Genomic DNA, 13,898 nt, shown 5'->3' on the forward strand with positions numbered 1-13,898 from the left:
CCAAATTCATATTTCAATACAAGTATCAATTATACAGAAATTTCAATTGAGCCATTTTATCCTTACGATACATCACTTTATTTTCTAAGCTGGCAAATGGGCGATGGCACCGAGTTTTATCAAATGACTTCTGTTCAGTACGATTATCAGGCTGTTGATACCTTTAATATAATTTTGACTGTTCAGGACAAAAACGACAGTCTTTGTTTTATTAATTTGTATGACACGGTTGTAACTGCTTGTTATTTAGATGTTTTGCAAATTTCATCACAAATTAATGGAACAAATGTAGAACTTGAAACATCATATTTTATCGACACTTCTTTTTGGAGCATTTCATGGGATTTGGGTGATGGTGCACAGTTTTTTCAAACAAACTCACTTCAGTACAATTATCAGCAAATAGACACTTTTGTAATTTCGCTTTTCATCGAGGATAATAATGGCAGTATTTGCTCAATAAACCTGCATGATACAATAATAACTACCTGTTTAATAGACGATCTCGATTTTTCGATGCAGAGAGACAGTACAAATGTTTCATTCGATACATCATACTTTCTTGATACTACAGAATATCAAATTATTTGGGATTTTGGAGATTCCACAAGCATCACAAACCTAAACAATCCTGTGCATTTATACAATTATTGTGGTTATAAAACCATCACACTATCAGTAGTTTATTTGTCTGATGGCACATGCAACAATCAAATTCAAAAAACTTTAAATGTGGATAGCATTCCTTGCATTCAATCTGCCGAAATTGTGATTTATGAAAATGTTTGGAAACATGCAATTTTTGAACTTTTACCAAATGTAGATACTGTAAATTACAATATTTTATGGAATCTTGGAGATGGTACAACTATTGAAAATCAGTATCTTATCGATCATGTTTTTCCATATACTAATGTTTATAATGTTACTTGTCAGCTTTCGCACAAAGCAGATTCCAATTGCATTTTGATAGTTGAAAAAGAAATTGACCTCGAATGTTACAACGACATAGGTTTCGATTATCAAGAAGATTATATTACATGGCCATACAATTGGTTCTTAGATGTTTGGGCATATCAGGTAGATAACGAACCGCCAAATAGCTATGCTGTAACTTGTAACTGCGGAACCGGTGGCAATAGCTTTACAATATACAACAACTGGGAATGGTATTGTTCTTATTATACTACAGGAAATTATCAAATTTCGCTCTCAGTTTACGATTTGGAGGATTCTACATGTTTTGGAAGCTATGGCCCAATAAACTTAACAGTGGAAGAACCTGAATGCAACGTATATGCTGCAATAGGAAATGTTTTTCTTTCCGAATACGATAGTATGACAGTAATTGTGCAGGGTGGTGGGAGTCCGGAATTTTCCTATTGGTGGTCTTTTGGCGATGGGACTTCAGGTGGAGGTTATGAAGTGTGGCACACATATTCCGATTATGGAGTATATGAAATTTGCCTTACAGCTACAAACACCTGGGGTGTAGGTTGTTCTGAAACCACTTGCTACACTTTCACCCTCGGCACACCCGGCTGTATCGATACACTTGCGACAAATTACAATCCAAATGCTGATTTCAACAATGGCTCCTGTATTTATGCCGGAACACAGTCAATTTCGCTACCACAAGGCTGGAGCATTTTCTCAAGCTACATTGAGCCATACGAAAACAATATCGACAGTGTTTTTCAAGAAATTGTTGGAAACACAGTTTTGGTGAAAAACCAAATCGGCTTGGTTTATTATCCTCAATATTCAATCACACTTCTCGATACTCTTGCTCTCGGCCAGGGCTATCAGGTGAAAATGGCAAGTGGTGATACTTTGAATGTTACAGGAATAATTTGCAATCCTCAAAACTCACCTATCACACTACAGGCGGGTTGGAGCATAATTGGCTATTTGTTGCAATCACCTGTCGATATTTCACAAATATTTTCAATCATAGCCCAAAACACTGAAATTGTGAAAGACGATGCCGGCAATGTTTTTTGGCCTCAATACTCAATAAACAACATTGGCAACATGCTTCCCGGCAAGGGCTATCAGGTGAAGATGATAAATTCTGATGTTTTGGTTTATTTGGGGAATTAATTAGTGTATCTATGAGAACTTAGTATTTTTGAAATGGATTTTCTTAATATTACTACTTATTGATGAAGTAAGGATTTGTAAATAAATTATATTTTCTGCAATAATATTTGATTATTTTCGTAGCTTAAAATCATATTTATTGTGTTTTGATGAGGAGTTTTTTTTACAAATATTTAATATTTCTATTCATTTTTTTTGCGGGAAAATTATCATTTTCGCAAAATCCATGGGCATTTAATATTACCGGTTCAAATCACACAATTCTTGTGCAAAGTACAACACCAATTACTATTGACGGAAATCAAATTGTCCCGGGAGATTATATTGGGGTTTTTTACGATTCGCTTGGTAGTTTGTCTTGTGCAGGATACCTTATGTGGACAGGATCAGGAAACACAACCATAGCTGCCTGGGGTAGCGAAAACGGATTTATTAATGGATTTTCTCAGGGCGAAGAATTTAAATGGAAAATCTGGCGTGCCTACGATGGTACAGTTTTCTCAGCCGAAGCATCTTTTATGCAGTTTCCTTTTCCTAATACCGGATTTTATGAAATCAATGGAACCAGTGGATTGGAATCTTTGGTAGCAATTTCGTCAAATTTTTCTCCAGACTGGAATCTCACAAATACGGGAATTGTTCATTCAATATTAGTTCCTGATTCATGTGATATTTCTATAAACAACATTCAAATTGCAAGTGGAGATTATCTGGGAGTATTTTACGATTCCTTAGGGACTTTGAGTTGTGCAGGATATATAGAATGGACGGGAATCTCAGATACATTAGAAGTTTTTGGAAGTGCAATAGGTCAGACTAATGGATTTGCTTCCAATGAACTTTTTAAATGGAAAATATGGCAAGCAGCTAATAATTTTGAGCTAGAAGCTGAGGCTGAATATTTGATTTCTAAAAATTACGACAGCTCTTTATTTTTGCCAAACGGATTTAGTTATTTGATGAATTTGGAAGCATTCACTGGCGCAGATTTGTCAGTCTTTGGATTAGTTCAGCCTGTTTCAGGATGCGAGAATTCATCAGACAATCAAGTTATTACTGTTGAAGTTTTTAATTCGGGAGATACTATTGCAAGCAATTTTTCTTTGAAATATTCTGTAAATGGCGGAAGTTTCATTACAGAAACTCCTCAACAAATTATTAATATTGGAGAAAATTTAATTTATAGTTTTACGCAAACTTCTGATTTTTCGGTAATAGGACAATACATTATAGTAGTTGAAGTAGAAATGCAAGCAGACCAAAATTTTCAAAATAATGTATTTGAAGCAACAGTCAATAATTTTGAGATTCCCGATGTGGAAATTTTAAATTTGGATTCAAATTTTTGTTCAGACTCTACTCAAATAGTTGAATTAGTGGCTATTCCAAACGGAGGTATATTTTCAGGAAACGGAATTCTAGGGACTACTTTTTTCCCATCTAATGCTGGAAATTTTGAAATCATATATTCTTATACAGATCCAGTTTCATATTGTTTCAGTGCAGACACTCAGGAAATTACAGTTTTTCAATCGCCACAAGTTTCGCTCGGAAGCAACCAAAGTTTGTGCGCTGGCGATACTCTTGTGCTTGCGGTTGATAGCGGTTTTGCCGAATATATTTGGTCTGTTCCAAATTCATCAACCAATTTTTTAAGTGTTTTAAATTCAGGAATTTATTATATTACCGTAATTGACCAAAATTCTTGTTCGGGGAATTCCGATGTTAACATTATTTTTAATCCACTTCCTGAAGTTTCTATAGCTGGCTATAGCAACGCTTGTGAGGGCGACACTGTAACTTTATCTGTTGAAGATAACTTTCAACTGTATAATTGGGGAGATTCAACGAATCTATTCTCTTCTACATTTAATGTTTCTCAAACTGGTTTATATTCTGTTACAGTAACCAATTTGGGATGCGAAGCTTTTGACAATCACTATATTCAGTTTTATCCAAAATCGGAGATTGAAATATATGGAGAAAGCCAAGCCTGCGAAGGCGATAAGCTTACTTTAGTAGCAAGCTATGGTTTTATATATTACGAGTGGAGTCAAGGAAATTTATTCTCAAGTCAAAGTATCGATGTTAATTCTACAGGAATATATTCGGTTACGGCTACAGATTCAAATGCGTGTAAATCTGTAAGTTCTTTGGAAGTTGTTTTTAACCCAATTCCAGATGTTGGCTTAATAAATTTATCAGATACTTGCGAGGGTGATACAATTACACTGATTTCCGACAAAGCCGATTTTTATTTATGGAGTACAGGCTCAACTGATAGAGCAATTGTTGCCCTTGAAACGGGATATTATTCGGTTACGATTATATCAAAAAATTGCTCGAATTCCGATAAAATTTATTTAAATTTCATAACAGCTCCACTGGCTGATTTTTCTTTCGAGAAGAATATCAACGAAGTTTCGTTTTTTAATAATTCCACAATTTCGTCTAACTATTTGTGGAATTTTGGAGATGGCGAGAATTCAATATTTTTCAATCCAGTTCATACATATCAAAACATTGGAAATTATAAAGTTATCTTAAAAATTGAAAATCAATGTGGAACATCAGAAGTTTCAGAACTGATTAATATTGAAGATACAGTTGCTTTTTCAGCTTTTAAATCTTTTGAGGTATCGCCAAATCCGGGAAATGGCTTGTTTTTTCTAAATTTTGAAATGCACGAAAATATTCCGATTGAAATTTTTGTTTATTCAGCTCAAGGCAAACAGGTTTATAAAAATGCACTGCTTTTGAAAAAAGGAAAATTCACATATGAGTTGAACCTGAATTCCTGCCAAAGTGGAGTTTATTTTATAGAAATAAATTCCGGAGATGGAAAGCTTAAAAAACAAATTGTCAAGACTTGATAAACTATTAAATTCTCACTATTTTATTGTTTTTTTTGTAATTTCTAATATAGAAAATTATAGGTTAAATCTTTTTTTGAGGTGCTGGAAATTAACTTTCACCCTATAATTATGAAATATCAAGTTCAGTTTATTGTCCTATCATTTACTTTTGTCTTGACACAAAAGTAACAAAAAGTCAAGAAAAAATGATGGTACAACCCACATGCCAGCGCCTATAATTTTTATCAAAATTATTTTGGTGGGAACAACTATTGAAAATTGCCGATAAACAATGAAATTCACATCTTCTGAAAGTGAAAATTTCATTATTAAGTTTACTCTAACTTTATTGCTGCGGTGGCATCAGATAATTTTGGGAACAATACTTTTCGAAAATCCTGGTGTTGGACACAGCTAAGCAAGTAACAAAGCCCTCAAGCAATTATTGATGAAACTAAGTTCAAATAACTGAATTTCACATACCTACAACAAAACTTTATTGATATAGGGCGGCTTTACTTGCGGGGAGGATTGAGAAATTAGTATTGTCCCAAAATTATCTGTAGCCTTGATTTTTATTTCTTTTTATCAAGAAAAAGAAAACAAAATTAATCTAAATTGTTAATATTCAGTACGCAATAACATGTAAAAACGCAAATCGGACTTTTAGCCTTTTCAAATTCAATTTACCTTTAGATGACAAAAAAGGCGATTTTCATGAAACTTTCGAAGGAGTTTGTTTCCTAAGGTTTTCGATGAACAGCCTATGATAATGCAATTTAGCATTTTAGCTTAAATATAGCTATCACCAAAACATTTCTCTTCAGCTTCTCAAAAAAAATTAGCTAAATTTTAGGAATGCAAAGTTTGCCAAAATTCATTGTTTTCATTGCCGGAATTCACTTGTCTGTATTTTGAATTGAAAACAAATATTCAAATTCGTTTTACAGCATTTATTATTGAATAATCAACTTATCTTTTTTAATGGTTCTTGAACCCTCTTTTAAAGTGTATAAATATATCCCGCTTGGAAGCTCATCTAAGTTAATACTAAAAGTTTTGTCAGATTCTGAGACTAATGCTTTATAAACAATCACTCCGTTTGGGCTATAAATTTCAAAAGTAAGAGGCTTTTCAAAAGTCAAAGGAATCTTTATATTTATATCTTTTTGGGCAGGATTTGGATAAATCAATGCACCATTAATTTCTAAATCACTTTGAGGAATAGATGCAGCTATACTTCCTTCAAGAAAAAGATTAGTAACCTCCTGTTGATCCACCGGATGATCGAAAATTTTGAGCTCATCAATTGCTCCTTTAAAATATACATCGCTTGTATTCCAATGTCCTTTTCCAATCCACAGGCTTTCATGTGCGATTGCATTAGCAAAAAATTCTTGTGTATTCGCAGTTCCAAAATTATAGACTCTGTCAGTCATCAACTGGCCATTCAAATACCCTGTATTATAATTGTTTCCAACAACAGCAACGAAATGATACCACTCATTTTCGTTAATCGTATTCCACGAATCGTAGCAAAACGAAGGCAAAGTGCAACCGTTCGACCATATGGTAAAATAAAGTCTCTTCGAAGCATAGTGAATGGGACTGTGCCCTACCTCAATTATCAATCCTTCGTTGGCAGCGTCAAAGAAATTACAGGCATTATTATTTCCATAATAAAATATGGGTCTTATTCCATCGGTAAGTGGTATATCTTCTACCTTGAACCACACTGAAATGCTACCTTCAGCAAGAGATTCCAATACTACTGGAGGTGTTAAGCTATCTCCTGGAATTCTAACATAATCATCCACACCATCAAACGAAAGGGCATTTCCTACCATTCCCGGTACAGACTGACAACCGTAAACCGTTCCACCAGCTTGGCTGTTTACATGATTTGTAAACTTGCTATTTGTAATTGTATCAAAACTCCAGTGGGCAACCAATCCGGTTTGTGCATTTGATGCAAGAAATATTAATATGGTGCCAATAATAAGTAATTGTTTAATTAGTCTCATGATAAATTATTTTAGTTAAATTTTGTTATTCTAATGTTATTTTCCCTGTTTTTAAAATCCGATTTTCTTCTTGAATAGTATATAAATAGAGCCCCTTTCGTAAATCGGAAAGTTCAATTGTATTTCTGTTTTGAAGTCCAGATAATTCCTGCTGAAGTACTAATCCACCAATGATACTGTATATTCTGAATGTAAAAGATCTTGAATAGTCAATATCAAAATCAAGGTTTAGAAAATCTGTTGTAGGATTAGGGTACAAATGGAATAACTGTTTTTCGGGCTTCTCTTGAACTGGTAATGTTTGATCTACCTGATAGTGTACTGTGAAGGCAACGGAATCTATTGTATTCTGCTCATCGAAAAATACATAAGTAATATCGCCCTCAGCCGGTATCCCGTCCATATCCGGAAATACGTGCCCGGTAAAATGAATAGAATCGATACCGCCTGCAGGAATTGCAATAGAGATACTGCTCACCGAAGCAGAAGGAAGTTGGCAAACACCCCAGCACAAAGCATTATTATCGGTTAAGGCTGTGTAATTATCATCAATTCTTTTTAGTTTAACATTAACAGTTTGCATAGAGATATTCTTCAATGTAGCACGTGCATAAAGTGCATTCGACAATGCAGCATCCCCTGCTACAACTGCATCATAACTTACTACTGATAAAGATTGAGCCTTTATGCCAATAAAACAAACAAGTAAAATAAAGATAAAGCTCAGCTTAAAAACAGTCTTGTTCATATTTAGTTTTTCTAAAGTCCGTAATGCTATTTTCATAATTCCTAAAATTTTTAAGTTCCACATAATTCTTCATTAAAAATATTTCTAATTTAATGGTCGTATTTGGTAAATTTCCTGACTAAATTAACATACTATTAACAGAATATGTTTTGATGCATCTAATGTATATTCTTAACGCTTCTTAGAAAATCTATAAATTTTGTTAAAACAAGTTTTAATAAAAAGGTTTTTTAGTCAAAAAATTCACATAAATTCATATTTGTAACATATGTTACTTAATTTTTGTTTTTTATTCCGTTTTTTTGAAAAAAATATTATGATTAGAGAAATAGTAAAAATTGACGAAGAACTTTGCGACGGTTGCGGATTGTGTATTCCAAATTGTCATGAAGGAGCATTACAAATTATCGACGAAAAAGCAATATTAGTAAGCGATTTGATGTGCGATGGTTTAGGTGCTTGTCTCGGACATTGTCCGCAGGGTGCTATCACAATCGAGAAACGTGAAGCCGAAGAATATAACGAAACAGTCGTAATTGCTGAGATGGTTAATAAAGGCAAAAATGTAGTAATTGCACACCTTCAACACTTAAAAGAACACAACGAAACTCAGTTTCTAAAAGAAGGAGTTCGATATTTAGTTGAAAATAAAGAAGAAATAGATTTTGATGTAAACGAAGTAATTTATAAAGTACATAATAACATAAAAAAAATGGAAAGTAACGATAGTAACCCTGGTTGTGGCTGTATGGGTAGCCAAGAAATGAGTTTTGAAAATCAAGAAAAAGTAGATGTAGCTCCTGTTAATATGGGCGAACTAAAATCTGAATTGAGGCAATGGCCTGTTCAAATGCACTTGATTAATCCGAATGCAAATTATTTTCAAAATGCCGATGTTGTAATTACTGCCGATTGTGTTGCATTTGCACTTGGAAATTATCACCAAAAATTTCTGAAGGATAGAAGTATTGGAATTGCATGTCCAAAATTAGATTCTCAGACTGAGATATATATTGATAAATTCAGGAGAATGATCGACGAGGCAAAAATCAACACTTTCACAGTAATGATAATGGAAGTTCCTTGCTGTGGTGGATTAATTCAAATGGTTAAAACAGCGGTAGATCAGGCTGAACGTCAGATACCTGTCAAACTTATTGTTGTTGGAATTCAGGGAGATATCCTCTCTGATGAATGGGTATAGAGCAGTTGCTATGTGGAAATGCCATTAGGATTTTGGGTTTTGTTAATTTTTGTAAAAAAGATTTAATTTTTATTTATTTTAAGTACTTAATTGCATAAAATAAAATATTATCTTTGCTTATTTTAAATTAATATAATAAATGATGGAAATTACAATTCTTGATCGAGTTCTTTTGTTATTAACTGGCATAGTAGCAGTTTATCTGATTTTCCGTTTCATTCAGGAAACGAGAGCGGCCGAAACAAAACCAAGACATAACATTCATTACATCATCGCTTTTGCAGTTTTATTTGTTTCAGGTGTGTTAATAATTATCTTTGGTTTCGACATTCTTGCAAGACCATGTATCAAAACTGTAGCAACAATTCTACCTTTTGCTCTGGCAATGGGTTTGATTTGTGAGTTTTTCAAAAAACTTAGAGTCCTTTATCTTGTTGTTCTGTTAGGTGGCTTAATATTAATTGGATTAGAAACTTTTGGTGTTTTTGAACTAAAAATCATCTACCCAATTTTTCACGCAATTGCTGGTCTGACAATATTTTTTGTCCCTATCCTTGCTGTGTCTAAAGAAATGGCTCCTAAAGGATTTATTTGGGTTACTGTTGGCGGGGCCATAATTGGAATTGGTGGAATTGCCCTCGCATTTTTAGGTGCAGGGAAACCTTTATTAGGAATTTTCACCGAAGAGCTGGTATTTGCAATTTTAACACCTATATTGTTAGCCATGTCTCTTGGATTTGCTTATGGTTTTATGAAAAAAATCTACAATAAATAATCTAAAAATCTACCAAAATATTTTAAAGGACGGTAGTGGGAGATTTGAAATATTTCTTCTACCGTCTTTTTTTGTTCACCTAAAATGACTAAATATGGAAAGATTTAATTATCTTTTTCGGTCCACCAAAGGACTTGTACTTGTTGCTATTTCTCTAATTTCAATTGTTACTGCAATTTGGGGGACACTATCAGGCCCATTGGCAGAGTGGGGAGTAAAAGATGTGTTTGTAAATCTTTTGGGAATGAAATTAGACCCAGCCGAAAGAGAAGGACGAATTGTTATGTTGTACCATTCTATTGCCCTAGCAATAATTGCAATAGAGACATACTTCATAACATCAATTGTTCCAATGAAAAAAAACCAGCAGTCGAATATCAATGCCACTATTACAATTGGATACATCATGACAATGTTTTTTGGCTTAGGTTTCGCATATTTTGGGCACAATTGGGCTTTTCACGGTTTGTTTATTGTAGGGCAATCAATTGTATTTCTTGCCGGAATATTCCTAATATCTGCTCTATGGCCATGGAAAAATGAGCATAAAGTTAAGGATAAAGATTATGCTCATTCAAAAAAAGGAACAGACCTCGAACGTGTTGCATTTTTTGTGATGGCTGTTGCAACTATTGGCTCGGCAGCATTCGGTGCAATTGCAGGAATGTTTTTCGGAAATGGGTTTGAATCTTTTCTTGCTGAAGATGTGATTAGAAATCCGCACAAACCTGTTCTTCAACTTTCAGTAATCGGGCATTTGCATATTATGCTCACCTTGATTGCAATTGCGATTACATTAGTCATTGGTAGATGGTTAGATTTTAAAGGAATTTACCATAAAATTGCAATGCGATTAATGATTTTCGGAACAATAGTTATTACCCTCGGCGTATGGTCTGTAGTTCCCTTTGAACCAATTGCTCATAAAATTATTTATGTAGGATCTGTCCTTGTGATGCTTGCTGCATTAATGCTTGTGATTTTTGGTTGGAAAAAACTCATTCGCGACAGAATTGCCGAGCAAGGAATTACAAATGCCGGATTTTTCAAAAAATTAGGAGCTTTATTACACGACCCATTAAAATTTGGACCTCTATGGCAAATGGTATTTATGAATTTCACTGTAAGTGGAGTTGGAATTTTTATGGCTGTAAAACTTGACGAGATATTCAGAGTTTGGCCAATGCGGGAAGAAAGAATTACCCTGACCGGACATTGGCATATTCTTTCGGCAATTATTGCAACAATAATATTAATGTATTATGCCGACATAGCCGGATTAAAAGGGAAAAAACGAAAAATATTCGGCTGGATATTAATTATTTTCTCAGATATAGCTTTTGCTTCAGCAACAATTTTTTCAATGAAAAGGCTTTTCGTTTCAGAATTTGCTCAAGATGGCACTGCTACATTTGCAATGATATTTCTTGAATTTGGTCTGGCTGCACTTTTAATTTTGGTTTGCATTTTATTGCTCTGGAAACTTTTTGATTTATTCAAAGGAAAAGGAGTTTGGAAAAACGAGTACAAAAATCCTGAGCTTGAAATCAACAGAACATCAAATTATCCTATTCATATTAATAATCAAGAATTTCAAAAAGAGGGATAAACATGAAAAATAGACTATCTTCTAAAATAATAAATACAATTCTACTGTGCGTATTTTTTGTAGCATGTAGTAGCGATTATACAGAAAAATTTGAAATTCAAAAAACAGAAACCGGAATAAATCCAGACGAATGGGTAAAAATTACGGCAGGAAAATTCTTTAAAGGTCGTCATGCTCACGAAGCAACTATTGATAGTGATTTTGAAATTATGCTCACTCATGTTACAAATTCTCAATATGCAAAATTTCTTAATTCAGCTCTAAGTGACAAAAAAATTTCCATTAATGATACTGCTATTCTTGGATATTATCCCGGCGACAAATTTTCTGGATACATTCACGAAATAGAAATTACTGATGGCTACAAACTTTTAATGCCAATTGGTGAACCTGGGATGCACATAAAATTTGCAAACACAAAATTTTTAGTTGACAAAGGTTACGGAAATCATCCTGCTATAATGATAACATGGTTTGGCGCAAAAGCCTATGCTGAATTTTATGGCTGGCGTTTACCTTACGAAAACGAGTGGGAAAAAGCAGCAAGAGGAACCGATAAAAGAGCATTTCCATGGGGAAATGAGTTTTCAAAGCAAATGGCAAACTTCTACGGAAACAGACATAAAATTGAGGAAAGCATAAAAAATTATAACAGAACTACACCAGTAGGTTTTTTCAATGGGAAAAAGTACGGCGAATTTGAAACCAAAAAAAGTGTCAGCCCATATGGATTATACGATATGGCCGGAAATGTGTGGCAATGGATGGCAGACGATTATCCTGATATTCATTATAGATATATGAGAGGCGGAAGTTATCAGAACTACGATTATAATCTAAGAGTTTGGGCAAGAAACAATGCAGGCCCCGACTATTTTAGTATTTGGACAGGATTCCGGTGCGTAAGAGATATTCCTAAAACTGACGATAAATCAGAAATTTTTGAATAGCAGATTATTCGCAAATGTATTGAAACGATAAATGAATAAAATTAAGTCATATTGGTCTTTAATAAAAAGTTTGCAAACAATTCTTTTGCTTGTAACTGGTGTGGCCGGATTTATAAGTGCTCGTTGTCCTGTTATGAATTTTGGAATATTTGCAGGATTAGTAAGTAGTCTTTTTCTCACCGTTGGCGGAACTACTGTTCTTAACATGGTTTACGACAAAGACATAGATTCTAAAATGAAAAGGACAATATTGCGACCTTTGCCTTCCGGTAAAATCTCAAAAAGAAATGCTTTGATGTTTGGAATGATAATCCTTATTTCAGGTTTGGTAATTTCTTATTTCATGTCGAAACTTTATTTCATAATTATGTTTGCCGGGTTTTTTATCGATTTTGTGATTTATACAATTTGGCTGAAACGCAAATCGGCATGGTCTATTTTGTGGGGTGGAATTTCAGGTGGGATGCCAATTCTTGCAGGCAGGGCACTCGGAATTGGTGAGATTGATTTGATAGGATTAATGCTGTCGCTTTCAATTCTTCTTTGGATTCCAACACATATACTCACTTTCAATATTCGACATTTCAAGGATTATAAAAATGCAAAGATTCCTACATTTCCTTCAAAATATGGTTTTAATAAAACAAGAATAATTATAGCATTGTCGAGCATAGGTGCAGCATTGGCTGTAATTATAGGTACAATGGCGCTTGGATTGTCCTGGGGATATATCAGACTTATAATAATTTTAGCTTTGGGCTCAATACTTCTTGGAACATATAGCATTATTAAACCTTCAGAAAAAGTGAATTTCGGATTATTCAAATATGCTTCAATTTTTATGCTTAGCACTATGATATTGATAGTGATTGCTACAATATAAATTTGTTTGATTTTGAATTCTGAATAGTTTTTTGCTCTAAGATTATCAAAGATAATCATATGAATGTCAGACCCGACTAGTTTTAATACTTGTTGGGTCTTTTTTATTATTATCTCGCCAAGCTTTAATTCTGCTGTTTTTTCTCAAAAAAAATGCTTCTTATAGCAATTTTGTGGAATATTGATTTTATTTTTCGAAAAAGTCAAAAAAAATTTGGAAATAATAATTTAATGTTTTTACTTTGACCGACCGTTCATTCATAAAATGAATTTGAAAGTATTACTGAAAATGAAAAGAATAAAATATTGTAAATATGTCGCCAAGAACAGAAGAGCAATTTAAAGAAATTAGAGAGCAAAAAAAACAGAAAATTTTGGATGCAGCTCTCGAAATATTCGCTGAAGAAGGTTATTACCCTTCATCAATTAGTAAAATTGCAAAAAAAGCTGGCATTTCTAAAGGATTGATTTACAATTATTTTTCGTCGAAAGAAGAGCTGATAAAAATAATTGCCTATGATGGAATCGAAAGGCTTATGGTTTCTTTCGACCCAAATCACGATGGAATTCTTACACAAGAAGAATTAATTTTTATGATTAACGAAAGTTTTAGCCTGCATAATTCACAAAAACAAGCAAAATGATGTTAATATTCTGTAATACAGATAAATGCAAGCTTTGATAAAAAACATTAATTTTTTAAATAAAAATGGAGTTCATGTATATTTTTTTCCAATAAGTTACTATC

Annotated in this window: 10 protein-coding genes; 8 read left to right on the top strand and 2 right to left on the bottom strand. The window is 33.5% G+C overall.

What is annotated here, in order from left to right:
- Together HN894_01610 and HN894_01615 are read left to right on the top strand one after the other, a co-directional pair.
- A partial coding sequence (locus HN894_01610; protein ID MBT7142005.1) for a PKD domain-containing protein occupies positions 1-2,103 on the top strand: 2,103 nt, incomplete at its 5' end.
- 149 nt (positions 2,104-2,252) lie between these two features.
- Positions 2,253-4,976 carry a T9SS type A sorting domain-containing protein gene (locus tag HN894_01615; GenBank protein MBT7142006.1) on the top strand — a complete coding sequence of 908 codons (2,724 nt, stop codon included), beginning with the start codon at positions 2,253-2,255 and terminating at the stop codon, positions 4,974-4,976.
- A 938-nt stretch (positions 4,977-5,914) separates the two neighbouring features.
- On the opposite strand, the gene HN894_01620 is transcribed toward HN894_01615, so the two are convergent.
- Together HN894_01620 and HN894_01625 are read right to left on the bottom strand one after the other, a co-directional pair.
- A complete protein-coding gene (locus tag HN894_01620) occupies positions 5,915-6,982 on the bottom strand; it encodes a T9SS type A sorting domain-containing protein (protein ID MBT7142007.1) in 1,068 nt (355 codons plus the stop codon).
- 25 nt (positions 6,983-7,007) lie between these two features.
- The gene (locus HN894_01625) at positions 7,008-7,766 is read right to left on the bottom strand and encodes a T9SS type A sorting domain-containing protein (GenBank protein MBT7142008.1); all 759 of its coding nucleotides are present in this window, start codon (positions 7,764-7,766) and stop codon (positions 7,008-7,010) included.
- Positions 7,767-8,046: 280 nt separating this feature from the next.
- On the opposite strand from HN894_01625, the gene HN894_01630 reads away from it, so the two are divergent.
- The 6 genes from HN894_01630 (at position 8,047) to HN894_01655 (ending at position 13,794) form a co-directional block, all read left to right on the top strand.
- Positions 8,047-8,934 (top strand): 4Fe-4S binding protein, encoded by an 888-nt coding sequence (locus HN894_01630; protein MBT7142009.1) that lies wholly within the window; start codon positions 8,047-8,049, stop codon positions 8,932-8,934.
- Between the two features lie 139 nt (positions 8,935-9,073).
- Positions 9,074-9,709 carry a hypothetical protein gene (locus HN894_01635; GenBank protein MBT7142010.1) on the top strand — a complete coding sequence of 212 codons (636 nt, stop codon included), beginning with the start codon at positions 9,074-9,076 and terminating at the stop codon, positions 9,707-9,709.
- A gap of 94 nt (positions 9,710-9,803) precedes the next feature.
- Positions 9,804-11,318 (top strand): hypothetical protein, encoded by a 1,515-nt coding sequence (locus tag HN894_01640; GenBank protein ID MBT7142011.1) that lies wholly within the window; start codon positions 9,804-9,806, stop codon positions 11,316-11,318.
- Positions 11,319-11,320: 2 nt separating this feature from the next.
- Positions 11,321-12,268: an SUMF1/EgtB/PvdO family nonheme iron enzyme gene (locus tag HN894_01645; protein MBT7142012.1), complete on the top strand. Its 948-nt coding sequence runs from the start codon at positions 11,321-11,323 to the stop codon at positions 12,266-12,268.
- Positions 12,269-12,299: 31 nt separating this feature from the next.
- Positions 12,300-13,151: a protoheme IX farnesyltransferase gene (locus tag HN894_01650; protein MBT7142013.1), complete on the top strand. Its 852-nt coding sequence runs from the start codon at positions 12,300-12,302 to the stop codon at positions 13,149-13,151.
- 313 nt (positions 13,152-13,464) lie between these two features.
- Complete coding sequence (locus HN894_01655) at positions 13,465-13,794, top strand: helix-turn-helix transcriptional regulator (GenBank protein ID MBT7142014.1); 330 nt, start codon at positions 13,465-13,467, stop codon at positions 13,792-13,794.
- Positions 13,795-13,898: the final 104 nt, after the last annotated feature.

The sequence above is a fragment of the Bacteroidota bacterium genome, from assembly GCA_018692315.1.
Lineage (GTDB): Bacteria > Bacteroidota > Bacteroidia > Bacteroidales > JABHKC01 > JABHKC01.

Excerpts from the sequence above, each read along its gene's own strand:
- HN894_01615 (MBT7142006.1), top strand. The coding sequence starts at position 2,253 with ATGAGGAGTTTTTTTTACAAATATTTAATATTTCTATTCATTTTTTTT.
- HN894_01620 (MBT7142007.1), bottom strand. The coding sequence starts at position 6,982 with ATGAGACTAATTAAACAATTACTTATTATTGGCACCATATTAATATTT.
- HN894_01625 (MBT7142008.1), bottom strand. The coding sequence starts at position 7,766 with ATGAAAATAGCATTACGGACTTTAGAAAAACTAAATATGAACAAGACT.
- HN894_01630 (MBT7142009.1), top strand. The coding sequence starts at position 8,047 with ATGATTAGAGAAATAGTAAAAATTGACGAAGAACTTTGCGACGGTTGC.
- HN894_01635 (MBT7142010.1), top strand. The coding sequence starts at position 9,074 with ATGATGGAAATTACAATTCTTGATCGAGTTCTTTTGTTATTAACTGGC.
- HN894_01640 (MBT7142011.1), top strand. The coding sequence starts at position 9,804 with ATGGAAAGATTTAATTATCTTTTTCGGTCCACCAAAGGACTTGTACTT.
- HN894_01645 (MBT7142012.1), top strand. The coding sequence starts at position 11,321 with ATGAAAAATAGACTATCTTCTAAAATAATAAATACAATTCTACTGTGC.
- HN894_01650 (MBT7142013.1), top strand. The coding sequence starts at position 12,300 with ATGAATAAAATTAAGTCATATTGGTCTTTAATAAAAAGTTTGCAAACA.
- HN894_01655 (MBT7142014.1), top strand. The coding sequence starts at position 13,465 with ATGTCGCCAAGAACAGAAGAGCAATTTAAAGAAATTAGAGAGCAAAAA.